Annotated in this window: 24 protein-coding genes; 13 read left to right on the top strand and 11 right to left on the bottom strand. The window is 72.6% G+C overall.

What is annotated here, in order from left to right; all coding sequences use genetic code 11:
• Window positions 1-165 precede the first annotated feature (165 nt).
• Window positions 166-525, bottom strand: a complete 360-nt coding sequence (locus tag RB608_RS06165; RefSeq protein ID WP_308086935.1) for a VOC family protein — start codon at window positions 523-525, stop codon at window positions 166-168.
• Window positions 526-660: 135 nt separating this feature from the next.
• Here RB608_RS06165 and RB608_RS06160 point away from each other — a divergent pair, with 135 nt between their 5' ends.
• Window positions 661-1,167: a hypothetical protein gene (locus tag RB608_RS06160; RefSeq protein ID WP_308086934.1), complete on the top strand. Its 507-nt coding sequence runs from the start codon at window positions 661-663 to the stop codon at window positions 1,165-1,167.
• Here the strand turns inward: RB608_RS06160 and RB608_RS06155 are convergent.
• The 3 genes from RB608_RS06155 to RB608_RS06145 form a co-directional block, all read right to left on the bottom strand.
• On the bottom strand, window positions 1,148-2,569 hold the full coding sequence (locus RB608_RS06155; RefSeq protein WP_308086933.1) for a cytochrome P450: 1,422 nt from the start codon (window positions 2,567-2,569) through the stop codon (window positions 1,148-1,150). The two genes, RB608_RS06160 and RB608_RS06155, sit on opposite strands and share 20 nt — an antisense overlap.
• A gap of 93 nt (window positions 2,570-2,662) precedes the next feature.
• Window positions 2,663-5,659, bottom strand: a complete 2,997-nt coding sequence (locus RB608_RS06150; RefSeq protein ID WP_308086932.1) for an AAA family ATPase — start codon at window positions 5,657-5,659, stop codon at window positions 2,663-2,665.
• A gap of 52 nt (window positions 5,660-5,711) precedes the next feature.
• Entirely contained in the window at window positions 5,712-5,864 is a 153-nt protein-coding gene (locus RB608_RS06145) for a hypothetical protein (protein ID WP_308086931.1), read from the bottom strand.
• Window positions 5,865-5,972: 108 nt separating this feature from the next.
• Here RB608_RS06145 and RB608_RS06140 point away from each other — a divergent pair, with 108 nt between their 5' ends.
• Window positions 5,973-6,638 (top strand): nitroreductase family protein, encoded by a 666-nt coding sequence (locus RB608_RS06140; protein ID WP_308086930.1) that lies wholly within the window; start codon window positions 5,973-5,975, stop codon window positions 6,636-6,638.
• Window positions 6,638-8,614 (top strand): ABC transporter ATP-binding protein, encoded by a 1,977-nt coding sequence (locus RB608_RS06135; protein WP_308086929.1) that lies wholly within the window; start codon window positions 6,638-6,640, stop codon window positions 8,612-8,614. Before RB608_RS06140 ends, RB608_RS06135 begins: the two co-directional genes overlap by 1 nt.
• A gap of 80 nt (window positions 8,615-8,694) precedes the next feature.
• Here the strand turns inward: RB608_RS06135 and RB608_RS06130 are convergent, their stop codons facing one another.
• Entirely contained in the window at window positions 8,695-9,366 is a 672-nt protein-coding gene (locus RB608_RS06130) for a response regulator transcription factor (protein ID WP_308086928.1), read from the bottom strand.
• Complete coding sequence (locus RB608_RS06125; RefSeq protein WP_308086927.1) at window positions 9,363-10,322, bottom strand: sensor histidine kinase; 960 nt, start codon at window positions 10,320-10,322, stop codon at window positions 9,363-9,365. The genes RB608_RS06130 and RB608_RS06125 overlap by 4 nt, the downstream gene beginning before the upstream one ends.
• A 113-nt stretch (window positions 10,323-10,435) precedes the next feature.
• Here RB608_RS06125 and RB608_RS06120 point away from each other — a divergent pair, with 113 nt between their 5' ends.
• Genes RB608_RS06120 through RB608_RS06110 form a run of 3 tightly spaced genes read left to right on the top strand, consistent with a single transcriptional unit; the run spans window position 10,436 to window position 12,658 of the window.
• A complete protein-coding gene (locus RB608_RS06120; RefSeq protein ID WP_308086926.1) occupies window positions 10,436-10,894 on the top strand; it encodes a hypothetical protein in 459 nt (152 codons plus the stop codon).
• Window positions 10,881-11,366, top strand: a complete 486-nt coding sequence (locus tag RB608_RS06115) for a TrkA C-terminal domain-containing protein (protein ID WP_308086925.1) — start codon at window positions 10,881-10,883, stop codon at window positions 11,364-11,366. The genes RB608_RS06120 and RB608_RS06115 overlap by 14 nt, the downstream gene beginning before the upstream one ends.
• Window positions 11,363-12,658 (top strand): ArsB/NhaD family transporter, encoded by a 1,296-nt coding sequence (locus RB608_RS06110; RefSeq protein WP_308086924.1) that lies wholly within the window; start codon window positions 11,363-11,365, stop codon window positions 12,656-12,658. The genes RB608_RS06115 and RB608_RS06110 overlap by 4 nt, the downstream gene beginning before the upstream one ends.
• A gap of 68 nt (window positions 12,659-12,726) precedes the next feature.
• Here RB608_RS06110 and RB608_RS06105 read toward each other — a convergent pair whose 3' ends face one another.
• Window positions 12,727-13,908: a helix-turn-helix domain-containing protein gene (locus RB608_RS06105; protein ID WP_308086923.1), complete on the bottom strand. Its 1,182-nt coding sequence runs from the start codon at window positions 13,906-13,908 to the stop codon at window positions 12,727-12,729.
• A 106-nt stretch (window positions 13,909-14,014) separates the two neighbouring features.
• Between RB608_RS06105 and RB608_RS06100 the strand changes: the two genes are divergently transcribed.
• Both RB608_RS06100 and phaZ read left to right on the top strand, forming a co-directional pair.
• Complete coding sequence (locus RB608_RS06100) at window positions 14,015-15,706, top strand: alpha/beta fold hydrolase (RefSeq protein ID WP_308086922.1); 1,692 nt, start codon at window positions 14,015-14,017, stop codon at window positions 15,704-15,706.
• Window positions 15,707-15,717: 11 nt separating this feature from the next.
• A complete protein-coding gene (phaZ, locus tag RB608_RS06095) occupies window positions 15,718-16,524 on the top strand; it encodes a poly(3-hydroxyalkanoate) depolymerase (RefSeq protein WP_308086921.1) in 807 nt (268 codons plus the stop codon).
• A gap of 10 nt (window positions 16,525-16,534) precedes the next feature.
• Here the strand turns inward: phaZ and RB608_RS06090 are convergent, their stop codons facing one another.
• Window positions 16,535-16,723, bottom strand: a complete 189-nt coding sequence (locus RB608_RS06090; protein ID WP_308086920.1) for a DUF1918 domain-containing protein — start codon at window positions 16,721-16,723, stop codon at window positions 16,535-16,537.
• A gap of 59 nt (window positions 16,724-16,782) precedes the next feature.
• Between RB608_RS06090 and RB608_RS06085 the strand changes: the two genes are divergently transcribed.
• The 3 genes from RB608_RS06085 (at window position 16,783) to RB608_RS06075 (ending at window position 19,384) form a co-directional block, all read left to right on the top strand.
• The gene (locus RB608_RS06085; RefSeq protein WP_308086919.1) at window positions 16,783-17,304 is read left to right on the top strand and encodes a DUF1992 domain-containing protein; all 522 of its coding nucleotides are present in this window, start codon (window positions 16,783-16,785) and stop codon (window positions 17,302-17,304) included.
• Between the two features lie 92 nt (window positions 17,305-17,396).
• Window positions 17,397-18,488 (top strand): CoA ester lyase, encoded by a 1,092-nt coding sequence (locus RB608_RS06080; RefSeq protein ID WP_308086918.1) that lies wholly within the window; start codon window positions 17,397-17,399, stop codon window positions 18,486-18,488.
• Window positions 18,488-19,384, top strand: coding sequence for a CoA ester lyase (locus RB608_RS06075; protein ID WP_308086917.1), 897 nt, complete (start codon window positions 18,488-18,490; stop codon window positions 19,382-19,384). Before RB608_RS06080 ends, RB608_RS06075 begins: the two co-directional genes overlap by 1 nt.
• 159 nt (window positions 19,385-19,543) lie before the next feature.
• Here RB608_RS06075 and RB608_RS06070 read toward each other — a convergent pair whose 3' ends face one another.
• Window positions 19,544-20,728: a helix-turn-helix domain-containing protein gene (locus RB608_RS06070; protein WP_308086916.1), complete on the bottom strand. Its 1,185-nt coding sequence runs from the start codon at window positions 20,726-20,728 to the stop codon at window positions 19,544-19,546.
• Between the two features lie 94 nt (window positions 20,729-20,822).
• Here RB608_RS06070 and RB608_RS06065 point away from each other — a divergent pair, with 94 nt between their 5' ends.
• On the top strand, window positions 20,823-21,977 hold the full coding sequence (locus RB608_RS06065) for a ferredoxin reductase (RefSeq protein WP_308086915.1): 1,155 nt from the start codon (window positions 20,823-20,825) through the stop codon (window positions 21,975-21,977).
• Window positions 21,978-22,013: 36 nt separating this feature from the next.
• A complete protein-coding gene (locus RB608_RS06060) occupies window positions 22,014-23,255 on the top strand; it encodes an acyl-CoA desaturase (RefSeq protein WP_308086914.1) in 1,242 nt (413 codons plus the stop codon).
• 6 nt (window positions 23,256-23,261) lie between these two features.
• On the opposite strand, the gene RB608_RS06055 is transcribed toward RB608_RS06060, so the two are convergent.
• Both RB608_RS06055 and RB608_RS06050 read right to left on the bottom strand, forming a co-directional pair.
• Entirely contained in the window at window positions 23,262-23,738 is a 477-nt protein-coding gene (locus tag RB608_RS06055; RefSeq protein WP_308086913.1) for a hypothetical protein, read from the bottom strand.
• Window positions 23,735-25,039 carry an amidohydrolase gene (locus RB608_RS06050; RefSeq protein WP_308086912.1) on the bottom strand — a complete coding sequence of 435 codons (1,305 nt, stop codon included), beginning with the start codon at window positions 25,037-25,039 and terminating at the stop codon, window positions 23,735-23,737. The genes RB608_RS06055 and RB608_RS06050 overlap by 4 nt, the downstream gene beginning before the upstream one ends.
• Window positions 25,040-25,047 lie beyond the last annotated feature (8 nt).

Genomic DNA, 25,047 nt, shown 5'->3' with positions numbered 1-25,047 from the left:
TGCCCGCGGTCCGAGCGGAGCGAGGGCCGGGCGGTGAGCGCGATATCCGACACGCTCACGCCAGACACGCGTGGCAGCGTGGCGGACGGCGGCGCAGCCGCATCGTGCGATGCCCGCGGTCCGAGCGGAGCGAGGGCCGGGCGGTGAGCGCGATATCCGACACGCTCACGCCAGACAGAGACAGAACGGATGGCCGGCGGGGTCGAGGAAGACCCGGAACGTCGTGCCGGGCTGGTGCTCGTGCTTGGTCGCCCCGAGCGCCAGGGTGGCCGCCTCGGCCTCGTCGAGGTCGTCGACGTCGACGTCGAGGTGGACCTGCTGGGGCACGTCCTGGCCGGGCCACTGCGGCGCGCGGTAGTCGTCGACCTGCTGGAAGTGGATGGGGTGGTCCCCCGACGAGACGGTCGCCCAGGTGCCGTCGGGGTCGACCTCGGGCGGCCGGCCGAGGAGGGCGCCGTAGAACTCGGCGAGCGCCTTCGGGTCGGGGCAGTCGAGGACGAACTGGGGATTGCGTGCGATGGCCATGTCCAGACCCTAGGAGGAGGTACGGACATCGCCGGGCACGCGAGCGGGTCCTTCCGACGCCGCCGGGCCGGCTCCCGTCCACAGGCCCGGGCGAGCGAGGTTTGTCCACAGCGCGGCGCTGCCGAGGCTCCGCGCATGAGTCTCACCGTGTCCCTCGCCGTCCCCCGCCGCTGGTCCACCCGCGACGCCCCCGCCCCGGGCGTCGTGGTCCTCGCCCGGGCGCCCGCGGCGACCCGGGCGGGCTTCACGCCCGAGCTGACCGTGCGCACCTGCCCGGTCGAGGGCGCGACCTCCCTCGTCGAGTGGCGCGCCACCGCGATGGCGGCGCTCGCCGGGCAGCTCGTCGATCTCGAGGTCGAGGACGCCGACGCGTTCGAGCTCGAGGGCGAGCCGGTCGTCTATCACCGGTTCTCCCACCGGCTCGGCGGCGCCGACGCGGTCGGCGGGATCGACGGGATCGACGTCTTGTGCGACCAGTGGGCCTGGCTGCGCGACGGGGTCGGCGTGACGCTGACCGGCACCGTCGCCCGCGCGGACTACGGCGACTACTACGACCTCTTCGAGGACGTCGCCGCGACCGTGGAGCTGGTGCCGGCCGCGACCGCCGGGTCGGCCGGAGGGCTCAGCGAGCGCGCCGGCTGACCCGGATCCGCGCACCCCGCCGCGGCACGCTGGTGATGTTGCGGACCTTGGGGACGTCGGTGCCGACGGCGGTGACGTCGTAGGCCTCGAAGACCTGGCGGAGCACCTCGACCCCCTCCATGAGCGAGAACCCCGCGCCGATGCAGCGCCGGACGCCGCCACCGAACGGGATCCACACGTTGAGCGCGGGCACGTCGTCCCCGAGGAAGCGCTCGGGACGGAACACGTCGGGATCGGCGAAGTTCGACTCGCGCTGGTGGCTGACCACGATCGACGGGCCGACGGTGGTGCCGCGGGGCAGGTCCCAGCCGCCCACGGTCGCCGGCCGCATCAGGGTCCGCACGACCATCGGGATGATGGGGTGCAGCCGCATCGACTCCTTGAGCACCGCCTCCAGCCACGCGTCGTCGCCGTCGTCGACCGCGCGCTGCGTGCGAGCCAGGAGGTCGGGGCTGCGGCCCACCTCGACCAACGCCCACGACAGCGCGGACGCGGTGGTCTCGTGCCCGGCGAGCAGCAGCGTGACCAGCTGGTCGCGGAGCTCGACGTCCGAGAGCCCGCCCGCCCCCGGACCCGGGTCAGCGCGATCTTCCACGTCGTGGGCGGCGAGCAGCCGGGAGAGCACATCGGAGCGGTCGGCGAGATCGGTGGCCGCCCGGCGCTCGCGGATCTCGGCGTACATCAGGCGGTCCAGCTCGACCTGGTTGTCGACGGTACGCCGCCAGGGGCCGAGCCGCTGCAGCCGCGGGTAGGCCCAGCCGAGCAGGATCGCCGGGCTGATCTCGACCGTCCGGTTGACCGCGGGCCGCAGCCGGGCCAGCCGGCGATCGTCGGTGACGCCGAAGACGACCCGCAGGATCACCTCCAGGGTCAGGGCGTTCATCCGCTCCAGGGCACGGAACTCCTCGCCCTCGCGCCAGCTCGCGACCTCGTCGCCGGCCACCTCGGCCACCATCGAGCGATAGCCGCGCAGCGCGTGGCCCAGGAAGGCCGGCATGAGCAGCTTGCGCGCCCGGTGGTGCTCCGCGGAGTCCTGCAGGAGCAGCGAGTGCTCGCCCATGATCGGGCCGAGGATCGCGTTGCCCCGCCCGGCGTGGAAGACCTCGGGATCGCCGGCGAAGATCTCCTTCGTCACCGCCGGTGCGGTGAACAGCACCAGCGGCCGGTTGCCCGGGATGAGGTTGAGGGTGAACGCCTCGCCGTACCTGCGGTGCAGCCACGGGTGGAACCAGTGCCGGAACCGCATCAGCGCCGCCGTCTGGACGAACGCCGGCCAGCGCGGGCCGGGCGGCAGCTGGTCCATCGGGACCGGTGGCAGGTCACCGCCCCCGACGACGCTCATCCGGCGGAAGCGCCGCATGGTCAGCGGCAGCGTGTCCTCGCGGTCCTCGGTCGTCGTCACCGAGCCGACGCTACGCCGCGGGTCGCGCCCGGGCACCCTCCCACGGTAGGAGATCGCTCCGGACCCCGGCGAGCCGCCCGACGGCCGGGATCCCTACGGCAACAGGTGGTCGCGGCGGGCGATCGCGGCGGCCTCGGTGCGTCCGGCGGCGCCGAGCTTGCCGAGGATGTTGGAGACGTGGACGCTCACGGTCTTGGTGCTGATGAACAGCTGCTTGCCGATCTCGCCGTTCGTGCGGCCCTCGGCCACCAGGGCCAGGATCTCGAGCTCGCGGGCGGTCAGGGTGACCGCGGGGGTCGCGCCGGGCGTCGGGGCCGCGGCGTTCGGGCCGGCGGCGGGTCGGTCACCGACCAGGTCGGCGACCAGCCGGGGCGCGCCCAGCCGCTCGGCGAGCGTACGCGCGGCGGCGGCCTCGTCGCGGGCCCGGGCGGTGTCGCCCAGGAGTCGGTGGATCTGGGCGAAGGCGGCTCGGATCCGGGCCGTCTCGGGAACATGACCGAAGCCGACCGCCCGCTCGAGCGCGAGCGACCAGGCCTCGACCAGCTCGTCACGCGGACCGGGGACGCCGGCGAGCCAGCGGACCCGGAGGTGCTCGGCATGCACGCGCGCCTCCCACATCCGTCCCTCGGGACCCCAGGGGCTGGCCCGCTCGCGGTGCCAGGCGAGCACCGCGTCGCTGTCGGCGCGCAGCTGGTCGGCGCGGGCCAGGAGCGCACGACGCTCGGTGGCGCTGGCGCGCGGCATCGCCCGGGCGACGGCGTCGAGCGTGCTCGCGACGAGCCGGACCCGCCCACCGAAGTGGTCGTGCCAGATCTGGGAGAGGACGTCGATGACCTCGTCGTACGTCGTGAGCGCGGTCGCCGCGTCGTTCCTGGCGGCCGCGACCTCGATCTCGACGCCGGCGGCGAAGACGGCGACCCCGCCCTCGTCGCGCCACAGTCGCCGGAGCCGGGCCAGGCCGGCGCGGACGTCGTCGGGCGCGACTCCCCGGGCGTTGAGCACGGCATAGCGGGCGGGCTCGAGGATGCCGCGTGGGATGTCGGGTCCGGCCTGGTCGTCGACGACCGAGACGAGGGAGAGTACGTCGTCCCAGTCGCCCAGGAGGTAGCGGATCCAGGTCAGCTGCCAGCGGGAGTCGATGACATAGGGCGCCCACACCAGGCCGGTCCGGTCGGTGCCGCCCACGGCCGACTCGAACCACCGCACGGACGGCTCCCAGTCGCCCGTGTCCTGGTAGGAGCGGCCCAGCAGCCACCGGCCGCGGACCTCGGCATCGATCGCCCCGGCGGCCACCGCGTGCTCGACGGCGGCGACGAGCGCCTCGCGCAGCCGGCTCTGCTCGTCGCCCTCGGCGATCTTGACCCGCAGCCCACCCAGCGTGGTGACGATGTCGGCGGTGAGCGCGGGCATCGCCAGGCGCTCGGCGAGGGCGAGCGCCTCGGTCGCGAACGCCTCGGCCTCGTCGGCCCGGTCGGGGTGGTAGCTGACCAGGATCCGGGCGTGCGTCGCGAGCACCTTGGCCCGCAGCATGCTCTCGCCCACCGGGCTGAGGGCGACCGCCTCGGCAGAGAGCGCGACCGCGTCGAGTGCGATCTCGGTCATCAGCAGGATGTCGGCATAGCGGCTGAGCATCCGGGCCCGGGCCGGGTCGGGCATCCCGTCGGGCTGCCGGGCGGTCGCGCTCAGCTGCGCGCCGAGCAGCTGGGCCGCACGCAGGGCGTCGCCGCCGGCGGTGAGTGCATCAGCGGCCTTGACGACGACCTTGGCGCGGTCGAGACCGAGCCGCTCGGCGCGCTCGGCGTCCTCGAGCAGCTCGAGCGCCTGCTGGTAGTGGTCCGCCGCCTCGTCGGGGCCACCCACCTCCATCGCCTCGTCGCCGGCCTCGACGCTGGCGGCGGCCGCCCGGTCGAGGTCGTTGGCGCGCCGGGCGTGGAGGGCGAGCTCGGCGGCGGTGCCGAGCCCCGGGCTGGCCGCGAGTGCGTCGGCGTAGCGCGCGTGGAGCCGGACCCGCTCGCCCGGGAGGAGATCGTCGTACACCGCCTCGCCCAGCAGGGCGTGCCGGAAGGAGTAGCGGTCACCGCCGGCCTCGATCACGTTCATCTCGACCGCTTGGCGGATGCCGTCGTCGAAGGCGCCCGACGACAGGTCGGCCGTGCCGGCGAGCAGGTCGTGGGAGACCCGCCGGCCCGCCACACTCGCCACGCGGACGACGTGACGCGCGGCCTCGCCGAGCAGGTCGAGCCGGACCAGCAGCAGGTCCGCGAGGTCGTCGGGGACGTCGGCGCAGTGGCCGGACGCGACGAGCTCCTCGACGAAGAAGGCGTTGCCCTCGGCCCGCTCGACGATCCGGGTCACCGCGCGGGCGTCGAGACCCCGCGGCTGGAGCTCGCGGACCAGCGCCCGGACGGCCGTCTCGGGCAGCGGCGCCAGTGGCAGCCGGTTGACCTGGGGCAGCCGGGACCACTCCGCCACCTGACGGCGCAGCGGGTGCCGGCGGTGCAGGTCGTCGGAGCGGTACGACGCGACGATCGCGACTGGCTGCTCGAAGGTGCGGGTGAAGAGGTAGCCGAGCATGTCGCGGGTGGACTGGTCGGCCCAGTGCAGGTCCTCGACGACGAGGAGCACCGGGGCCTCGGCGGCCGCCGCCTCCAGCACGGCCTGGACCGCGTCGAAGGTGTCGGCGCGGTCGGTGCCGCGACGGTGGTCGTCGACGTCGGCATCCCCCGCCGAACGGGTACGCCGCCCCGGCCGGAGCCGCTCGAGCGCCGGGTGCCGCGCGGCGACCTCGTCGACCAGCTCGGGACGCTGGGCGGCGATGCGACCGAGCACCTCGCTGAACGGCAAGTAGGGCAGCGCACTGTCCCCGAAGTCGAGACAGTGGCCGGCGAGCACCTGCCAGTCGCGGTCGAGGGCGTGGTCGCGGAGGGCGCGCAACAGCCGGGTCTTGCCGACGCCCGCGTCGCCCGAGAGGAGCACGACGCGGTGCGGCGTGCCGGTCTCGGCCGAGCGGACGGCGTCGTCGAGCACCGCGCTCGCCTCGGCGAGCTCGGCGTCGCGCCCGACCATGGTCAGGCTGCTGTGTGCGGCCACGGACACCATCATGTCGTCCGCCACCGACAAGGTGGGCACGGGTGGCGCCGCCTCAGCGCGAGCGGCGCTCCACGCTGGGGTCGGTCGCCACGATCCGCCGCAGCCAGGAGGCGCGGCTGCGTCCCGCCCGGCTGGCGGCCATGCCTCGGGCCGCCTGCTGGCGGCGGTAGTCGTTCTCCGCGTTGATGAAGTAGTCGTTGCTCATGACGTAGAGACTCGTCGCCTGAGGTAGGCCCCCACATCGGACAACTGCCCTATCCGCACCGCCCGGCTACCTCAGGTTGCCGGGAGGGGCCACCCCTAGGCTGGGCGGGTGGAGTTCTCCGAGGTGGTACGCCGACGGCGGATGACCCGCGCCTACACCTCGGACCCGGTGGACCCGGCGGTGCTGGAGCGGGCGCTCGACCACGCCACCCGGGCGCCCAGTGCCGGGTTCTCCCAGGGCTGGGCGTTCGTCGTGCTCGACACGCCCGATACGGTCGGCGGGTTCTGGTCCGCGCAGACCGACGCCGCCGGCCCGGACGGCGCCCCCGACCGTTGGCTGGCGGGCATGATGAGCGCTCCCGTGGTGGTCGTTCCGTGCAGCCGCCGCGCGGCCTATCTCGACCGGTACGCCGAGCCCGACAAGCGGCGCGCCGGCCTCCACGAGCACGACGAGAGCCGCTGGGCGATGCCCTACTGGCACCTCGACACCGCGATGGCGGCGCTCCTGCTGCTGCAGTCGGTGACCGATTCCGGCCTCGGCGCCTGCTTCTTCGGGCTGGTCCCCGGCCGGGTCGAGGCCGTGAAGGACGTGCTCGGCCTGCGCGACTCCGCGCAGGAGGAGGCGCCGCACCCGATCGGGGCGATCACGATCGGCCACCCGGCTCCGCGGGCGACGGGCGCGCGCGGCTCCGCGAGCCGCCGGCGTCGTACGCCGTGGCGGGAGGTGGCCCACCGCGGCCGCTGGGGCGCCGGCTGGTCCGGCCAGGAGGCCTGATGCCCCGCCCCAGTCCGGTCGTCACCCACCTGACCGCGGCCGACCTGCGCGGGCGGACGCCGGTCCTGCCCCGGATCGCCCGACTGCTGCGTCCCTATCGCGGCAAGATCGCGCTGGTCCTGGTGGCCGTGGTGGCCGCGGCGGCGCTGCAGGCGATGGTGCCGTTCCTGACCAAGGCGGTCTTCGACGACGCGCTGTTCCCGCTCGACGGCGGCGGCCCACGCCTGGACCTGCTGGCGTGGCTGATCGCCGGCATGTGCGCGATCCCGATCGTGGCCGCCCTCATCGGCATCGTGCAGATGTGGCTGACCTCGACGGTCGGGAACTCAGCGATGGCCGACCTGCGCGGCGACCTCTTCGAGCACCTGCAGAAGATGGAGCTGGCGTTCTTCACCGCCACCAAGACCGGCGCGATCCAGTCCCGGCTGGCCAACGACGTCGCGGGCGTGCGGACCGTGCTCACCGACACCGCGACGACGATCGTGCAGAACTCCGTCACCGTCACGGCGGCGTTCGTGTCGATGGTGGTGCTGTCGTGGCAGCTCACCGTGCTCACGCTGTTCGTGATGCCGCTGTTCATCGGCCTGCAGTTCCGGGTCGGCCGTGCGCGGCAGCGGCTCGCGCGGCGCACCCAGGAGTCCCTCTCGGAGATGACCGCGATCACCGAGGAGGCCCTCTCGGTGAGTGGGATCCTGCTCGCCAAGGTGTTCAACCGGTCCGCGTCGGAGGTCGAGCGCTACCGCGAGGCGAACCGGCGTCAGACCCGGCTCCAGGTCGACCAGGCGATGACCGGCCGGACCTTCTTCGCGATGGTGCAGACCTTCTTCGCGATCACGCCGGCGCTGATCTACCTCGTCGCCGGCTGGATCATCACCGGCAACGTGCCCGTGGGCGCCGACACGATCACCGCCGGCACCCTGGTGGCGTTCACGACCCTGCAGAGCCGGCTGCAGATGCCGCTGCTCCAGCTGATGCGGGTGACGCTCGACGTCCAGACGTCGATGGCGCTGTTCCGGCGGATCTTCGAGTACCTCGACCTCGAGCCCGCGATCACCGAGCGGCCCGGTGCCGTCGCCCTCGACCCGGACCAGCTGCAGGGGCACGTCGAGCTGCGCGGCGTCCGCTTCCGCTACCCCGAGCCGCGCTCACTCTCCGGCACGGTCAACCGCGACCGGTTCGGCGAGTCGGGGGTGCGGATCGACGACGACCTCGACCCGGACGGCATCGAGCGACCCGCCGGGCCGCTGTGGGCGCTCGACGACGTCTCGCTCGTCGTCGAGCCCGGACAGCTCGCGGCCATCGTCGGGCCGTCGGGCAGTGGCAAGACCACGGCGACGTACCTCGTCCCGCGGTTCTACGACGTCACCGAGGGCACCGTCCTCATCGACGGGTACGACGTGCGCGACCTCACCCTCTCCTCCCTGGCCGACGCCGTCGGGATGGTCACCCAGGAGCCGTATCTCTTCCACGGCACCATCCGCGACAACATCGCCTACGCCCGGCCCGACGCCAGCCCGGAGGAGATCGTCCGCGCGGCGCGCGACGCCAACATCCACGACCGGATCATGAGCTTCCCCGAGGGCTACGAGACGATCACGGGCGAGCGTGGCTACCGGCTCTCCGGTGGCGAGAAGCAGCGGCTCGCCATCGCCCGGGTGCTGCTCAAGGACCCGCGGATCCTGATCCTCGACGAGGCGACGTCCGCGCTCGACAACGAGACCGAGCGGCTGGTGCAGGAGGCGCTGGAGCGGGCCACCCGCTCACGCACGACCATCGCGATCGCCCACCGGCTCTCGACCATCCGCTCGGCCGACGTGATCTTCGGGCTGGAGGACGGGCACCTCGTCGAGCAGGGCAGTCACGACCAGCTGATGGCCGCCGGCGGCCTCTACAAGCGGCTGTACGACGAGCAGTTCTCCCGTGCCCCCGCCGGCACCCCCTGGTGCGACCCGCGGCGCGCCGACGTCCCGCTGTGAGCCGCCCGCCGCGGTAGTCCCTGCCTAAAAGCACCGTGGGACGGTGGATTTCGGTGCTTTTGGGCAGGGACTATCGGGGGTCACGGCTCCACGAGACCGGCCCGGATGGCGTACCGGGTCAGCTGCGTGCGATCGCTCATGCCCAGCCGGGCCAGGATGTTCGAGCGGTGCTTCTCGACCGTCTTGAGGCTGATCGACAGCAGTGCGGCGATCTCGCGGGACGAGCGACCCTCGGCGATCAGCTTGAGCACCTCGTCCTCGCGCGGGGTCAGCACCGTCTCCGGGACCCGTTCCCCGCGGGCCAGCCGGTCGAGGTAGTCGCGCACGATCGCCCCCATCGCGCCGGGGTAGACGAAGGCCTCGCCGCGCATGGCCGCCCGGCACGCCTCGACCAGGTCCTCGTCGACGACGGACTTGAGCACATAGCCGCTGGCGCCCAGCTTGAGCGCCTCGAAGAAGTACTGCTCGTTGTCGTGCATCGAGAGCATCAGGATCCGCGGCGGCTCGCGGCGGCGATTGATCTCCCGGGCCGCCTGCAGCCCGGTCATGGTGGGCATCGCGATGTCGAGCACGACGAGGTCGACCTCGTGCTCGCGCAGCAGCGCCACCGCCTCGGCCCCGTCGGAGGCCTCGGCGACCACCTCGATGTCGGGCTGCTGCTCGAGGATCAGCCGCACGCCGTGCCGGACCAGCCGGTGGTCGTCGGCCAGCAGCACCCGGATCCGGCCGCCCGCGGCGTCCGGGCGGCTCATGCGGGCACCCGCAGCCGCACCGTCGTGCCCTGGCCCGACGAGACGACCTCCACGGACCCGGCGATCAGGTCGGCCCGGTCGCGCATGCCGGCGATGCCGGTCCCGGTGCTCCCGCCGCCGGCCGGCGGCAGGCCGTGGCCGTCGTCGACGACCTCGAGCACCACCTCGTCGCCCAGCCGCAGCAGGGACAGCTCGACCCGGGACGCCCCCGCGTGGCGCACGACATTGGTCAGCGCCTCCTGCGCGACCCGGTAGATCACGATCTCCGCCTGGGGCGACAGGTCCGGCAGCCCCGGTCCGAAGGTACGCCGCACCGCGGGCCCGCCGTGCCGCGCGACGTCGGTCGCCAGCGACGCGAGCGCCGCCTGGAGACCGAGGTCGTCGAGGACCCCGGGCCGCAGCTCACGCGCCACCCGGCGTACGTCGTCCAGGCCGGCGCGGGCGCTCTCCCGGACCGCCGCGAGCTCGGCGCGCAGGTCCGGGGGCGCCTGCTCCTCGAGCCGCTTGAGACCCAGCAGTACGACGGTCAGGCTCTGGCCCACCTGGTCGTGCAGCTCCTGGGCGATCCGGTGCCGCTCGGCCTCCTGCGCGGCCAGCGCCTGGGCACTGCTGGCGCGGCGCTCGTCGTCGAGCCGCTCCAGCATGGCGTGGTAGCTCCGCACGAGCTGGGCGCCCGGACCGTCACCTCCCGCGTCGAGCCGCCGGCCGACCCCGCCCAGGCGGACCGTCGCCATCTCGTTGATGACCCGGTCGACCGGCGCGAGCGCCCGGCGCAGCAGCACGGCGGTGACGCCCAGGACCAGGGCCAGCCCGACCACGAGCACCACGGCCTCGGAGACCACGACCTGCCGCGAGACGCGGGCCGGTGAGAGCAGCAGCACCAGCAGGCTCGCGCACAGCACGGCGCCGTTGATCAGGGAGACCTTCCAGTAGAGGGAGGAGTTCGCGAGCCGCACGGTGTCCACCTTCGCCGACCGGGGCGCCGCGGACCAGGCACCACCCCCATCGGCACCGAAAATGGGGGGTAGCACCCATACCGTCGCACGCGCCCGGCGACTTGGCTTGAGCCATGGCGTCCACCCTCTCCTCCTTGCGTCGTGCCCTCGGCCTGCGTTCCGGCGGGAGGCGCGACCCCGCGCGGCCCCGGGGCGGGGACGCCCCGGGACAGCCCGTGTTCGTGGTGCCCGTGACCGTGCGCGACCGGACCGACGACGACGCCGACATCCGGCTCCTGCTGGAGGCGAAGCTGTCGTCGGCCACCCTGCCGCGCACCGAGGTCGACCGGATCACGCTCGCGCTCGTCGTACCCGCCGCGCGGGCGTGGGTACGCCGCCAGCGGCTCGCCGCCCTGGAGGACGCCCTGGGACCCCGGCTGCGCGAGGTCGAGGAGGGCGTGTGTCACCAGACCCGTGCGCTCGGCGCCGACCTGCTCTCCGTCGAGGTCGTGGCCGTGGAGCACCTGCTCGTGTCCCCGTCGGCCGACGCCGACCCCGACATCGCGCAGGGCGGTGAGCATGGGGACCGCTGAGCTGGAGCTGGCCGTCGCGGTCGGGATGCTCTGCGCGGCGCTCGGGTTCGCGATCGGCCTGGCCGTCGGGCGCGGCCGGCAGCCGCGATGGGCTGAGAAGGGCAGCTTCGTGCACAAGGTCTCGATCGGGTTCGCGACGCTCGACCGGATGGACGCCGTCCTGCTGCGGTTCGAGGTCGAGCCCGAGTCCAAGATGGCCGGCGTCGAGGTCGGCGAGCTCCGGCTGCCGCCCGGCGCCGCGATCGCGCTGGTCACCCGCGGGCCGGCGGCGCTGGTGCCTCAGGAACGGACCACCCTGCGCACCGGTGACCAGGTGCTGGCGGTCGCGGGCCTCGGCCAGGTGAGCGAGGTCGAGGACCGACTGCGCTCGGTGAGCAGGTACGGCCGGCTGGCCGGCTGGTACGAGTCGATGGAGCCGGCGAGCTCGGCGCGGAGCTTCGGCGTCCGCGGCCTCGGGCGGGGTGCGGCGTGATCCTGACCTCCGCCGCCCTCTCCATCTTCATCGTCGCCTACGCCCTCATCGCCACCGAGCGGGTCCATCGCGTGGCCGCCGCCCTCGGCGGCGTGGCGGGCATGGTGGTCATCGGGCTGGTCGACGCGAAGTCGGCCTTCTTCGACCACGAGACCGGCATCGACTGGAACGTCATCTTCCTGCTCTTCGGGATGATGGTGATCGTCGGCGTACTCAAGCAGACCGGGCTCTTCGAGTTCCTCGCGCTCTGGGCGGCCCGCAAGTCGGGCGGGCATCCCTACCGGCTGCTGGTCCTGCTCGTGCTGATCAGCGCCGTCGTCGCGCCGATCCTCGACAACGTCACCTGCGTGCTGCTGGTCGCGCCCGTCACGATCTCGGTCTGCCGTCAGCTGGGGCTGCCCTCGGCGCCGTACCTCATCTCGCTGATCCTCGCCTCCAACATCGGGGGCACGGCGACGCTGATCGGCGATCCGCCCAACATCATCATCGGCAGCCGGGCCGGCCTCAGCTTCTCCGACTTCCTGATCCACTCGCTGCCCCTCACCGTGGTCCTGCTCGCGCTGTTCGTGGTGATGGCGCGCTGGCTGTTCCGCAAGTCCTTCGGCGAGGCCGTCGACGTCGGCGACGTGCTGGGCGACCTGCGCCCGCGCGACGCGATCACCAACATGCGGATGCTGGTGCGCTGCCTGGTCGTGCTCGGGCTGGTGATGGTCGCGTTCAGCCTCCACACCGTGCTCCACCTCGACCCGTCGGTCGTCGCGATGATGGGCGCCGGCGCCACCGTGCTGGTCTCCCGCACCGAGCCGGAGGAGTTCCTCGAGGAGGTCGAGTGGGGCACCCTCGCCTTCTTCATGGCGCTCTTCGTGCTCGTCGGCTCACTCGTCCAGGTGGGCGTCATCGGCCGGGTCAGCGAGTTCGCCGCGGACGCGATGGGCGACCGCGAGCTGCTGGCGGCGACCGCCCTGCTCTTCGGCTCGGGGGTGGTCGGCGCCTTCGTCGACAACATCCCCTACACGACCGCGACCGTGCCTATCGTGGAGGAGATGGTGGCCTCGACGGCGACCTCGGGCGCCGACAGCCCGCTGTGGTGGGCGTTCGTGTTCGGCGCCGACCTCGGCGGCAACGCGACCGCCGTGGCCGCCGGCGCCAATGTCGTGGTCCTCGGCATCGCCGCGAAGGCCGGGGAGCCGATCAGCTTCTGGCAGTTCACGAAGTACGGCGTCGTGGTGACGGTGATGACCCTGCTCGTGGCCTGGCTCTACGTCTACCTGCGCTACTTCGCGCTGGCCTGACCCCCGTCGTACCGGACAAAACGGTCGTCAAATGGCCGGTTTTGCGACCGAATTGTCCGGTACGACGCTCAGCCGAGTCCGAGGATGCGGACGCACTCCAGCGCGACGTACAGCTCGGCGGCGTCGACCGGGCGGGCCAGGTCGCGGCCGGTGATCTCCTCAAGTCGCCGGATCCGGTAGCGCACGGTGTTGCGGTGCACATGCAACTCGCGGGCGGCGGTGGAGGTGGAGCCGCCGGCGGCCAGCCAGGCGCGGGCGGTGGCGAACACGACGTCGCGGTCGTCGGGCGGCAGCGCGAGCACCGGCGCCAGGACGGCGTCGACGAGCACCCGGGCCTGGTCGGGACTCGCGGCGAGGAGGACGGCGAGCGGGTCGGCGCCGAACCGCCCCACGGCGGCCGCGCCAGGCGAGACCGAGGCGCAGGCGACCCGGGCCTGGCGCCGCGCCTCCTGGACCTCGTCGAGGCGGGCCACGACGCGACTGATCCCGACCCGGGCGCGAGCCAGGCCGGTGAGCAGCTCGACCAGGTGGTCCACGCCGAAGCCGGGGCGCAGCGCGACCACGCCCTCCTGGTGGTCGTGGTCGAGCCGCCACGCCGAGCGGACGTTGGTACGCCGCAGCGCACGCTCGATGTCGGGCAGGCCCTCGCTGCCGGGCGTGGGCGATTCGGCCGAGACCACGACGTACTCCGCGGCGCGACCGAGGTCGAGCATGCCGGCCGTCTCCCCGACGTACGACGTCGCGTCGGCGTCGCCGTCGAGCAGGGAGCCGACCAGGACCGCCCGCATCTGACCGTCGCGGCGGGCGCGGTCGGCCATCGCGCGCCGGTAGGCGTCGGTGACGTCGGCCGCGAGCTGGTCACTGACCGCCCAGATGTCGGCGGCGGCGAGCAGCAGCCGGTCGCGGTCCTCGGGGTCGGCCCGCTCGACCAGAACCTCCCAGAGGAAGCGCGAGCCGACCCGGAACGCCTGCAGCACCATGGCGTACGGCACGCCCTGCTCGGCCCGGGTCGTCCCGGTCCGGGTGGGGACCTCGACCGCCGCCACGTCGCCGGCGAGATTGCCGAGGATGTAGCGGGCGTTGACGGTGCAGGAGGCGATCAGCTCGTCGTGCGTCACGACCTCGCCGTCGTCGTACACGGGGATCTCGGCGCGGATCCGGTCGGCCATCGCCGCCCCGAGCAGCTCGGCCTCGGGCAGCAGTCGCGCGCTGAGCTTGCGCACCTCGGCGCTCACGTCCGGACCACTCACAGGACTGACAGTAGGGCTCCCGTTGTGCATGCGCACACACGAAGCCGGGGAAAGTCGGTGCCGACAGCCGAAGCGCCGGGCCCGCCTCGCGACGGACTCTTGGCGCATGAGCTCCTCGACCACCACTCGCCTGGCCGACGCCGCCGCTCCGCTCGACGTACTCCTCGTCGACGCCGCCCTCGGCCCGGTCCGCCGCTTCCTGCCCGATCTGTCCACCACCCGATGGGCCGTCTCCCTCGCCCGCCGTCCGCGGACCACCGCCCGTCGCCTGGGTGCCCTCGCCGGCGAGACGGCCAAGGTCGTCGTCGGTACGTCGGACGTCACGCCCAAGCGCGGCGACCGCCGCTTCACCGACCAGGGCTGGGCCGAGAACCCGCTGCTGCGCCGCCTGGTGCAGGTCTACCTCGCGAGCGGCCGCACCGTCGACCAGCTCGTCGACGACGCCGAGCTCGACCCGCGCGACCGCAAGCGGGTCCGCTTCCTGGTGGAGAACCTCGTCGAGGCGATCGCGCCGAGCAACGTGCCGCTGGTCAACCCGGCGTCGGCGAAGGCCGTCATCGACACCGCCGGCCTGAGCCTGGTCCGCGGCGGCACCCAGCTGGTCAAGGACCTCGCGTCGGCGCCACGGGTGCCCGAGATGGTCGACACCTCCGGCTTCACCCTCGGCGAGAACATCGCCGCGACGCCGGGCGCCGTCGTCTTCCGCAACGAGGTGCTGGAGCTGATCCAGTACGTGCCGCAGTGCGACGAGGTCAGCGAGGTCCCGGTGCTGATCGTGCCGCCGACGATCAACAAGTTCTACGCGATCGACCTCTCGCCCGGCCGCAGCCTGGTGGAGTTCAGCGCGCGGAGCAACCGCCAGATGTTCGTCCTCTCCTGGCGCAACCCGGACACCCGGCACGCGGCATGGGGCTTCGACGCCTACGTCGGCGCGATCCTCGAGGCCCTCGACGCCGTCGAGGAGATCACCGGCAGCGCGCGGACCATGCTCGCCGGGATCTGCTCGGGCGGCATCCTCGCCAGCATCACCGCGGCGTACCTCGCGGGCATCGGTCGCCAGGACCGCCTCGCCGGCGTCGTCCTCGCCGTGACCGTGATCGACAACCACGACGCCGGCGCGGTCGGAGCGCTCAGCGACCCACGGATGGCCGCGCTGGCCAAGGCGCGCTCGGCACGGACGGGCTTCCTCGACGGCCGGGCGCTGGCCGAGGTGTTCGCGTGGCTGCGGCCCAGCGACCTGATCTGGAACTACTGGGTCAACAACTATCTGCTCGGCAAGCGGCCCCCGGCGTTCGACATCCTGTTCTGGAACGCCGACACCACCCGGATGCCGGCCGGCCTCCATGCCGACTTCGTCGACCTGGCGGTCGAGAACCAGCTCACCCGGGCCGACGCCCTCACGGTCCTCGGCCAGCCGATCGACCTCGGCAGGGTCACCGTCGACAGCTACATCGTCGCCGGGATCGCCGACCACATCACGCCCTGGGAGAACTGCTACCGCACCACCCAGCTCTTCGCCGGGACCACCCGGTTCATCCTGTCCACCAGCGGTCACATCGCGGCGCTGGTCAACCCGCCGGACAACCCGAAGGCGAGCTTCCACACCAACGACGACCACGGCACCGACGCTCGCGCCTGGCTCACCGGGGCCCAGGCCCACCAGGGCTCGTGGTGGAACGACGTCTCGGGGTGGCTCGACCAGCGCTGCGGCGACCTCCGGCCGGCGTCCCAGGAGCTCGGCTCGACCCGCCTGCAGCCGCTGGCCGAGGCGCCCGGCACCTACGTCTTCGACAAGTGAGGTCACCCGCGTTGGAACTCGGTCTGCGCCGGCTCACCGTTCTCGGGCACGAGATCCGGGCGGCCGTCCGCCCCGGCACCGAGCCCGGACCCCCACTCCTGCTCTGCAACGGCATCGGGGCCAGCCTCGACCTGCTGCAGCCGTTCGTCGACGCGCTCGACCCGCGGATCGGGGTGGTCCGCTTCGACGTACCCGGCGTCGGCGGCTCGCCCGACCCCAGGCTGCCCTACAACTTCCCGCTGCTCGCGCTGGGCGTCGGGGCGATGATGACCCGGCTCGGCTTCGACGAGTACGACGTCCTCGGCATCTCGTGGGGTGGCGGGCTCGCCCAGCAGGTCGCCTTCCAGCAGCCCCGTCGCTGCCGCCGCCTCGTGCTCGTGAGCACGGCCACCGGCTCGCTGATGGTCCCCGCTGCCCCGGGCGTGCTGCGCAAGATGGTGACACCCCAGCGCTACCGCGACGCCGACTACGCCGTCCAGGTCGCCGCCGAGCTCTACGGCGGCCGGATGCGCGACCGGCCCGACGACGTACGCGGCCTCATGCACGCGCACTCCCGCGTCGGCTCGCGGCGCGGCTACCTGCTCCAACTGCTCGCCGGCGCCGGCTGGTCGAGCCTGCCCGGCCTGCCCTTCCTCCGGCAGCCGACCCTGATCCTCGCCGGCGACGACGACCCGATCATCCCGCTCGCCAACGCCCGGATCATGGCGCGGCTGATCCCTCGCGCCCGGCTGCACGTGTACGCCGACGGGCACCTCGGGCTGGTCACCAGCGCCGACGTGCTGGCACCACTGGTCGCCGACTTCCTGCGGCCCGCCTGAGCAGGGCCGGTCAGGTCGGGGCGGGCACCACGTGCGCGTCGGGCCCGGGAAAGGCCAGGGACTCGTGCCCGTCCTCCCAGCGCACGAGATAGGGCGGCCCGCCGTCCGCTCCGCGCACCTCGAGCACCTCGGCCTCGCGGCGGTGCATCGAGACCGTCCGCCCCTCGACGACCAGACGGTCGCCCACCCGCGCGTGCATGTCTCCACCATGCGCCTGACCGGGCGGGGGCACAAGGCCCTTCGGGGCATAGTGGAGGCATGGAGGAGCAGCCGGCGCCGGATCCCCGGTCGGAGCACCAGCCGGACCCGAGGGCGGGGAAGGCAGCCGCCCGCGCCCGGATCGAGCAGCAGCAGACCTGGGTCGACCTCCAGGTCCGCCAGGCGATGGAGCGCGGCGACTTCGACGACCTGCCCGGCGCCGGCAAGCCGATTCCCGACCTCGGGACCACGCACGACCCGGACTGGTGGGTGAAGCGGCTCGTCGAGCGGGAGCGGATCACCGTCCTCCCGCCCGCACTCCAGCTCCGCAAGGACGACGCCGAGCTCGACGCCGCCCTCGACGCGTTGGGGTCCGAGCGCGAGGCCCGGGCGTTCGTCGAGGACTTCAACGCCCGGGTCATCCGGGCCCGCTACACCCCGGTCGACGGGCCGCCGCTGATCACCATGCCCCGCGACGTCGACGCGACGCTCGCGGCCTGGCGGGAGCGCCGGGCCGTCCGGCGTACGACGACCTCGGCCGCCGCGCCCCAGCGGCGACGCTGGTGGCGGCGCCGGCGCTAGCCTGCTCGCTTCCCGGGATCAGGTCATCCGGCGCGTCTCGCGAGACATCCGTCATACCCGGACGGCAGGTCTCACGGGTAGGTTCAGCCGACGTGAGCCACAAGAGCGCCAAGGACTTCTTCCGACCGCTGGCGGTGGGTGCGCCCCAGCCGCTGCGCGAGATCCCCGCCCGGCCGAGCCGCGCGATCCACTTCTTCGATCCCAGCAACGCGAAGATGGCCGCCAAGGTCCCCGCGATGGTCGGCACCGTGGACGTGCTGCTGGGCAACCTCGAGGACGCGATCAAGGCCGACAACAAGGTCGCCGCGCGCGAGGGGCTGGTGAAGATCGCCCAGGAGACCGACTTCGGTCCCACCCAGCTCTGGACGCGCATCAACGCGCTCGACAGCCCGTGGGTGCTCGACGACCTCACCACCCTCGTCCCCGCCATCGGCGAGAAGCTCGACGTGATCATGGTCCCCAAGGTGCAGGGCGCCGAGGACATCCACTACGTCGACCGGATCCTCGCGCAGCTCGAGGCGAAGGGCGGGATCACCAAGCCGATCCTGATCCACGCGATCTTGGAGACCGCCCGCGGCGTCGCCAACATCGAGGAGATCTGCGGTGCCTCCCCGCGCATGCAGGGCCTCTCCCTGGGCCCGGCCGACCTCGCCGCGGACCGCCGGATGAAGACCACCCGCGTCGGCGGCCCACACCCGGGCTACCTCGTCCGCGCCGACGCCCCGCGCACCGACGACGGCGGCTTCGCCTACGACGCCGCGCGCACGACGTACCAGCAGGACCTCTACCACTACACGATCGCCCGGATGGTCGACGCGTGCGTGACCCACGGGATCTACGCCTACTGGGGCCCGTTCGGCGACATCAAGGACACGGTCGCCTGCGAGGACCAGTTCCGCAACGCCTTCCTGCTCGGCTGCGTCGGCGCCTGGTCGCTGCACCCCGCGCAGATCAAGATCGCCAACAAGGTGTTCGCGCCTTCGCCTGAGGACATCGCCCACGCCCGCCGCGTGGTCGCCGCGATGGGCGACGGCACCGGCGCGGTCATGATCGACGGCAAGATGGAGGACGACGCCTCCCTCAAGCAGTGCCTGGTGCAGGTCGAGCTCGCCGAGCAGCTCGCCGCGATCGACCCCGACCTGAAGGCGATGTACGACGCCATTCCCGCCCCCGAGGAGGCCTGATGTCTCGCCCCGAGTCCACCGCGTTCAAGCCGCTGCGCTCCGTCCTCTACATGCCCAGCTCCAACGAGCGGGCGCTGGAGAAGGCCAAGACGCTGCCCGCCGACGCGATCATCTTCGACCTCGAGGACGCCGTCGCCCCCGACGCCAAGGTCGCCGCCCGGGCGTCCGCCGCCGCCGCCGTGCAGTCCGGTGAGTACGGCCGCCGTCACCTGGTCATCCGGGTCAACGGCATCGGCACCGAGTGGCACGACGACGACATCCGCGCCGCCGCCGCGGCCGGCCCCGACGTCGTACTCGTGCCCAAGGTGAACTCCGCCGAGGAGGTCCACCAGCTCGTCGCCGCCCTCGACGCTGCGGGCGCCCCCGCGAAGACCACCCTGTGGGCGATGGTCGAGACCCCGATCGGCATGCTCAACGCGCTCGCGATCGCCCAGGCCTCGGACCGGCTCACCGGCTTCGTGATGGGCACCAACGACCTGGTCAAGGAGCTGTACGCCGAGCACGTCCCCGGCCGCCGGCCCGTGATCACCGGCCTCGGCCTCGCCCTGCTCGCGGCTCGCGCTGCCGGCATCGTGATCATCGACGGCGTCTACAACGACGTGAAGAACATCGACGGCTTCCTCGCCGAGATCGAGCAGGGCCGCCAGATGGGCTTCGACGGCAAGACCCTGATCCACCCCGGCCAGGTCGAGGGCGCCAACGCCGGCTTCGCCCCCAGCGAGCAGGCCGTCGAGGACGCCCGCGGGCTGATCCAGGCCTGGGAGGACGGACGGAGTGCTCTCGGTGGGGCAACCGGCGTCGTCACCTACAACGGCAAGATGGTCGAGAGCCTCCATGTCGAGTCCGCCGAGCGCACGCTCGCGATCCACGAGGCGATCCAGACTCTGCAATCCTGACCGACCCGTCGCAGATTGAACTCAGAACACCGCCGACCCGGCGCAGATTGAACTCCTGCTGTTCAATCTGCGCCGGGTCGGCGCGGTTTTCTGTGGTGGATTCAATCCGGGCCGTGGCCGGCACCCGCCGAGCCGGTGACGCCGTCCCCGACCGGCTGATCAGCGCTCCTCGACACCGAGGGCGATGGTGAGCGCGAGCACGGTGTCGGGCTCCTCGAGTCGGTCGCCGTACAGCTCGCGGACCTGCGTCATCCGGTAGCGGATCGTCTGTGGGTGCACGAACAGCGCCGCCGCCACCTCGTCGCGCCGGCCCTGGTGGAGCAGCCAGGCACGCAGCGTCTCGCGCAGCTTGGCGGCGGTGGCGGGACGCAGGTCGTCGAGTGGCGCGAGGACCCGGGACCGGAGGTCGGCGAGCGCGGCCGGGTCGGCGGTCAGCACCAACCGCGGCAGGTGCGCCTCCGTGTCGCCGGCCAGGCCGAGGTCGCGGGCCCGCACCGCGCGGTCGTACGACGAGCGCACCTCCAGCCACGCACGCGGCGGCCCGACGACGCAGTCGCGACCCTGCACCGACCGCAGGAGGGTCGGCCGCCTGCGGTCGTGGGCGTCGGGCACGAGCAGCAGCGCGGCACCGTCGAGCTCGGGCAGGTCACTGGCCTGGATGGTGCCCCGCCGCAGGGACTGCTGCAGCGCGCCGGCCCGGGACTCGGGGACGATGACCGCGGTCAGGGTCGCGGGCGGCGCCCACTCCGCCCGTTCGGCGGCCGCCAGGACGCTCGCCTCGGGCGCTCCGGTCAGGAGCTGGCGGGCCAGCCGCTCCATCATCCGCTGCCGGACCCGGCCCTCGGTCGCGGTCTCGTCCTGGTGGCCCGCGACACAGGCCGCGGACAGCTCGTCGATGTAGGCGAAGACCAGGGCGGCGAAGGAGGCCATGGTCGCGGGCTCCATCCCCTCCTCGACCGCGCGGGCGGAGAGCCGCTGCCAGCACACCCGAGCACCGATCCGGAAGGCTGAGAGCAGGGCGTCGGTGCTGCGCCCGCTGCGCGCCTCGCCCCGGCCGAGCTGGTACGCGCCGTCGACCGCGGACGCCCGCGGCGCGAGCGCGTCGGGCCCGCGTCGGTCGCTGGTCAGCGAGAGGAAGCCGCCGAGCGCGACCTGGACCGCGCCGCGGATCGTCTCGCCCATCGGGCCGCCGAAGGCGTCCTCATAGGCGGGGACGTCGCGGATGATCTGGTCGACGACGTCGTCGGCGACGGCCGCGAGCTCGGCCCGGATCGCGGATACCGTGGCCGGCGGGAGCAGGACCCGCTCGTCCGGCCCGGCCTGGCGCAGCACCCGACGCGACATCTCGCCCCCTCTTTGTCCCTGTCGAACAAAACCGGCAGGTGGATTCACCGGCTGAGGTCATGAGTTTAACCGCCCCGACTGGGACTCTAGAGATGTGAGTACGACGACCGCCGCCCCCGACGCGGCCGCCCGGACCGGACGCCTCCGCGCCGGCCTCCGCTCGCTCCTCGACGCAGCCGTGACGCCGCTGAGCGTCGACGACCTGCTCGACCACTTCGCCCCCCTCCGCACCGGCGCCGCGACCGGCCTCCAGGGCCGGATCGTCACCGTCGAGAAGGAGACCGCCGACGCTGCGACCCTGGTGATCAAGCCGGGTCGCGACTGGGCCGGCCACATCCCGGGGCAGTACGTCCGGGTCGGCGTCGACGTCGACGGCACCCGCCTGTGGCGCACCTACTCGCTGACCCACGGCCCGCGCCGCGACGGCCACATCTCGATCACCGTCAAGGCGATCCCCGGCGGCGCGGTCTCGCAGCACCTGGTCCGGGGCGCCCGCGCCGGCCAGATGCTCCACCTGGCCCAGGCGGAGGGCGACTTCGTGCTCACGCCGCCGCAGTCCGGCCGCCGCCAGAAGCTGCTGCTCGTCACCGCCGGCTCCGGCATCACCCCGGTCATCGGGATGCTGCGCAACCTCTACTCGCGCCACGCCGCCGAGGCGAAGGCCGCCTACGACATCGTGCTCGTGCACTCGGCGATGCAGCGCGACGAGGTCATCTTCGGCGCCGAGCTCCGCGCCCATGCGGACGCCGGCCGGCTGCGCCTGATCGAGCGGCACACCGACACCGACGGCCTGCTCACCACCGCCGACCTCGAGGCCGAGGTCCCCGACCTGGCCGAGCGCGCGGCGTACGCCTGCGGCCCCGCGGGCCTCCTCGACACGCTCGAGGCCTACTACGACGAGCGGCGGCTCACGCTGCACACCGAGCGCTTCCGCCCGACCCTGGTCGACGTGGCCGCGATCGGCGCGGGGGGCGGCACCCTCACCTTCGCCGGCGCGTCCGCCGTGAGCGTCGAGACCGACGGCACCGTCCCGATCCTCGACGCCGCCGAGTCGGCCGGCGTGCTCATGCCGAGCGGCTGCCGGATGGGCATCTGCATGGGCTGCGTGCTGCCCATGAAGTCCGGCGTCGTCCGCGACCTGCGCAACGGTGAGCTCACCGTCGCCGTCCCCGGCGAGACCCACCCCGACGGCGTGAAGATCCAGACCTGCATCAGCGCCGCCGCCGGCGACTGCACCCTCGACCACTGAGACCACTGACTCCCACCCCCTGAAGGAGCCATCCCCATGACGACGATCACCAACAAGACCGAGAACCCCATCGCGCACCTGTCCGCCGAGGACGTCGAGGCGCTCGGCGCCGAGCTCGACGCCATCCGCCAGCAGGTGCTCGACGCACGTGGCGAGAAGGACGCGGCGTACATCCGCAGGATGGTCGACGTGCAGCGCAAGCTCGAGCTGGGCTCCCGCGCGGTGCTGCTGGTCAGCGCCTTCCCGCCGGCCTGGCTGCTCGGCACGGCCGGCCTGTCGGTGGCGAAGATCCTCGAGAACATGGAGATCGGCCACAACGTCATGCACGGCCAGTGGGACTGGATGCGTGACCCGAAGATCCACTCGACCACCTGGGAGTGGGACAACGCGTCGACCGCCGAGGGCTGGAAGCACTCGCACAACGAGGTGCACCACACCTACACGAATATCGTCGGCAAGGACAACGACCTCGGCTACGGCATCATGCGCGTCGACGAGGAGCAGCGCTGGTACCCGCTCTATCTCGCGCAGCCGCTGTGGAACTTCATCAACGCCTGCTTCTTCGAGTACGGCATCGCGGCGTACGACCTCGAGCTCGGCCGCAACCTGCGCCTGCCCAAGGAGAAGCGCAGCGAGGAGTTCACGCGGAGCCTCAAGAACACCCTCAAGAAGATCCGCAAGCAGGCGACCAAGGACTACGTCGTCAACCCGGCGCTCGCCCTGCCTACCGGTTCCTTCCTGCCGGCCCTCGCCGCCAACTTCACCGCCAACCTGGTCCGCAACCTGTGGTCGCACTCGGTGATCATCTGCGGCCACTTCCCCGAGGGCGTGGAGACCTTCGAGCTGAAGTCGATCCCGGAGAAGGAGACCCGCGGCGAGTGGTACCTGCGCCAGATGCTGGGCTCCGCCAACATCTCGGGCTCGAAGCTGATGCACATCATGACCGGCAACCTGTCGCACCAGATCGAGCACCACCTCTTCCCCGACCTGCCCAGCAGCCGGTACGCCGAGGTGGCGCCCCAGGTGCGCGCCGTCTTCGACAAGTACGGCCTCAACTACCACTCCGCGCCGCTCCCCCAGCAGGTCGCGAGCGCCTGGCACCGGGTGATCCGGCTGTCCTTCCCGAACGGCTGGCTCGCGACGACCAACGCGAAGAACCTGCCCGGCCAGCTCAAGCTGCTCTACGCGATGACGACGGCCGACAAGCGCAAGCGCCGCGTCATGCAGCGCCTCCTGGAGAGCGCCGCCGCGAAGAAGGAGATGGCCAAGGCCGCCTGAGGCGGCTCAGTCGGCAGCAGGAGGATGTGCTCGGCCGACGGCCCAGACGAAACCCTCCGTCGGAGCGTAGAGCCGGGCGAACGTCGCGGGATCGCGTAGCGCCAGCCACTCCCGAAGGCCGACGAATCCGGCGACCGACCCGAGGTGGGGGAAGCGCTCCCCCACCGTCGGGCTCCGGTCGTCCGCCCGCCGCGCGGGACTCCCTCCGTGCACGGCGAGGCGATCTCCGAGCACCACCGGGACGGCGTCGCGAACGTGCTCGAGGTAGTCGGACTCGCCGAACGTCAGCGAGCTGAGGAGTCGCGGGTGACCGCAGATCCACGCGGTCGTCCCCGTGATGCGGCCGAGCTCCTCCCAGTCCGCGAGCTCGAGGACCTCACCGAGGCACCGGCCCACCGCCGTCGCGAGCACGGCGGGGTCCAGGTCGTCCCGCCACGGTTGCGTGATCGACCGGCTCCCGCCACCGCCCGCGACGGCGGTCATGGCCGGATGCGGTCGAGGACGCGTTGGAAGGCCTCGTTCGCCTTCGCCAGGATCTCGTCCTGGTCGAGGTTCAGCAGACGACGCTCGCGCATCACGATCTGGCCGTCGATGATGCTGGAGTCGACACAGCTCCCATTGGCGCTGAAGACCAGGTGGGAGTAGAGGTGGTCCGGGTCGCCGTGGATCAGCGGTGTGAACATCTCGTTGCGGAGGTCGAGCGTGATCACGTCGGCCTTGCGTCCCACGGCCAGCTGACCGGTGTCGTGCTTGAGCGCGGCCGCGCCGTTGCGGGTCGCCATCCGTACGACGTCGGGCGCCTGCTGGAGGCTGGGGTCCACACGCGCGGCCCGGTGCATCAGCGAGGCGAACTTCATCACCTGGAAGGGGTCCCGGCTGTTGTTGCACTCGGCCGCGTCGTGGCCCAGACCGACGTTGATGCCGGCCTCGAGCATCTCCGGCAGGCGGGCGATCCCGTTGCCCAGCTTGGCGTTCGAGCTGGGGTTGTGGGAGATGTGCGTCCCGGTCTCCCGCATGAGGGCGATCTCGACGTCGGACAGCCAGACGCAGTGCGCGGCGATGCAGTCCGGCCCGAGCAGGCCTGCCTCGTAGGCCACCTCCGTCGGACGCTTGCCGAAGCGCTTGACGCTGTCCTGGACCTCGGTGAGCGACTCGTTGAGGTGGATGTGGATGCCGGTGTCCAGCTCGTCGGCCAGTGCCCGCGCGTCCCGCAGCAGGCCGGGGTCGGCGAGCGGGAGCCACTCGATCCCGACGTAGACCTGGATCCTCCCGTCGCCCCAGCCGTCGACCTCCCGGTGGGCGGCGAGGTTGTCCTCGAGGGTGTCGAGATCGTGCTCGGCGAGGGCGACGTCGTTGGAGAGCACCGCCCGGATGCCGATGTCACGCGCCGCGCGGGCGAGGTCGGGCAGCCTTCGGTACATGTCGTTGACCGTGGTCACGCCGGACCGGATCGACTCCATATAGCTCGCCGCGGCCGCCCAGTAGGCCGCCTCGGCGTCGAGGTTGCGGATCAGCGGGTACCAGCAGGTGTCGAGGTACTCCCACAAGGGGAGGTGATCGCTGTATCCCTTGCCGATCGCGGTGTGGTAGTGCAGGTCGACCAGACCCGGCATGACCAGCTGTCCGGACGTGTCGATCACGACGTCGCCGGACCGGCTGGGCGCGTCGCCCGCGCCCACCTGGACGATGCGGTCCTGTTCGATGACGACGTGGCCCTCGGGGTGCACGGACCCGTCGTCGTCCATGGTGAGGACGGTGCCGCCGTTGAGGACGATTCTGCTCATCGCAGCCT

Source organism: Nocardioides sp. LHD-245 (assembly GCF_030929495.1).
Taxonomy (GTDB): domain Bacteria; phylum Actinomycetota; class Actinomycetes; order Propionibacteriales; family Nocardioidaceae; genus Nocardioides.
Note: the sequence above shows the minus strand (reverse complement) of the source record. Positions and strands in the feature narration are given on the sequence as shown.

What these genes read in the sequence shown, in the direction of transcription:
- RB608_RS06050 (WP_308086912.1), bottom strand. Translation starts at nt 25,039, where the DNA reads ATGAGCAGAATCGTCCTCAACGGCGGCACCGTCCTCACCATGGACGAC.
- RB608_RS06100 (WP_308086922.1), top strand. Translation starts at nt 14,015, where the DNA reads ATGAGCTCCTCGACCACCACTCGCCTGGCCGACGCCGCCGCTCCGCTC.
- RB608_RS06055 (WP_308086913.1), bottom strand. Translation starts at nt 23,738, where the DNA reads ATGACCGCCGTCGCGGGCGGTGGCGGGAGCCGGTCGATCACGCAACCG.
- RB608_RS06120 (WP_308086926.1), top strand. Translation starts at nt 10,436, where the DNA reads ATGGCGTCCACCCTCTCCTCCTTGCGTCGTGCCCTCGGCCTGCGTTCC.
- RB608_RS06090 (WP_308086920.1), bottom strand. Translation starts at nt 16,723, where the DNA reads ATGCACGCGCGGGTGGGCGACCGTCTGGTCGTCGAGGGGCGGACGGTC.
- RB608_RS06130 (WP_308086928.1), bottom strand. Translation starts at nt 9,366, where the DNA reads ATGAGCCGCCCGGACGCCGCGGGCGGCCGGATCCGGGTGCTGCTGGCC.
- RB608_RS06135 (WP_308086929.1), top strand. Translation starts at nt 6,638, where the DNA reads ATGCCCCGCCCCAGTCCGGTCGTCACCCACCTGACCGCGGCCGACCTG.
- RB608_RS06060 (WP_308086914.1), top strand. Translation starts at nt 22,014, where the DNA reads ATGACGACGATCACCAACAAGACCGAGAACCCCATCGCGCACCTGTCC.
- RB608_RS06165 (WP_308086935.1), bottom strand. Translation starts at nt 525, where the DNA reads ATGGCCATCGCACGCAATCCCCAGTTCGTCCTCGACTGCCCCGACCCG.
- RB608_RS06115 (WP_308086925.1), top strand. Translation starts at nt 10,881, where the DNA reads ATGGGGACCGCTGAGCTGGAGCTGGCCGTCGCGGTCGGGATGCTCTGC.
- RB608_RS06160 (WP_308086934.1), top strand. Translation starts at nt 661, where the DNA reads ATGAGTCTCACCGTGTCCCTCGCCGTCCCCCGCCGCTGGTCCACCCGC.
- RB608_RS06085 (WP_308086919.1), top strand. Translation starts at nt 16,783, where the DNA reads ATGGAGGAGCAGCCGGCGCCGGATCCCCGGTCGGAGCACCAGCCGGAC.
- RB608_RS06075 (WP_308086917.1), top strand. Translation starts at nt 18,488, where the DNA reads ATGTCTCGCCCCGAGTCCACCGCGTTCAAGCCGCTGCGCTCCGTCCTC.
- RB608_RS06070 (WP_308086916.1), bottom strand. Translation starts at nt 20,728, where the DNA reads ATGTCGCGTCGGGTGCTGCGCCAGGCCGGGCCGGACGAGCGGGTCCTG.
- RB608_RS06145 (WP_308086931.1), bottom strand. Translation starts at nt 5,864, where the DNA reads ATGAGCAACGACTACTTCATCAACGCGGAGAACGACTACCGCCGCCAG.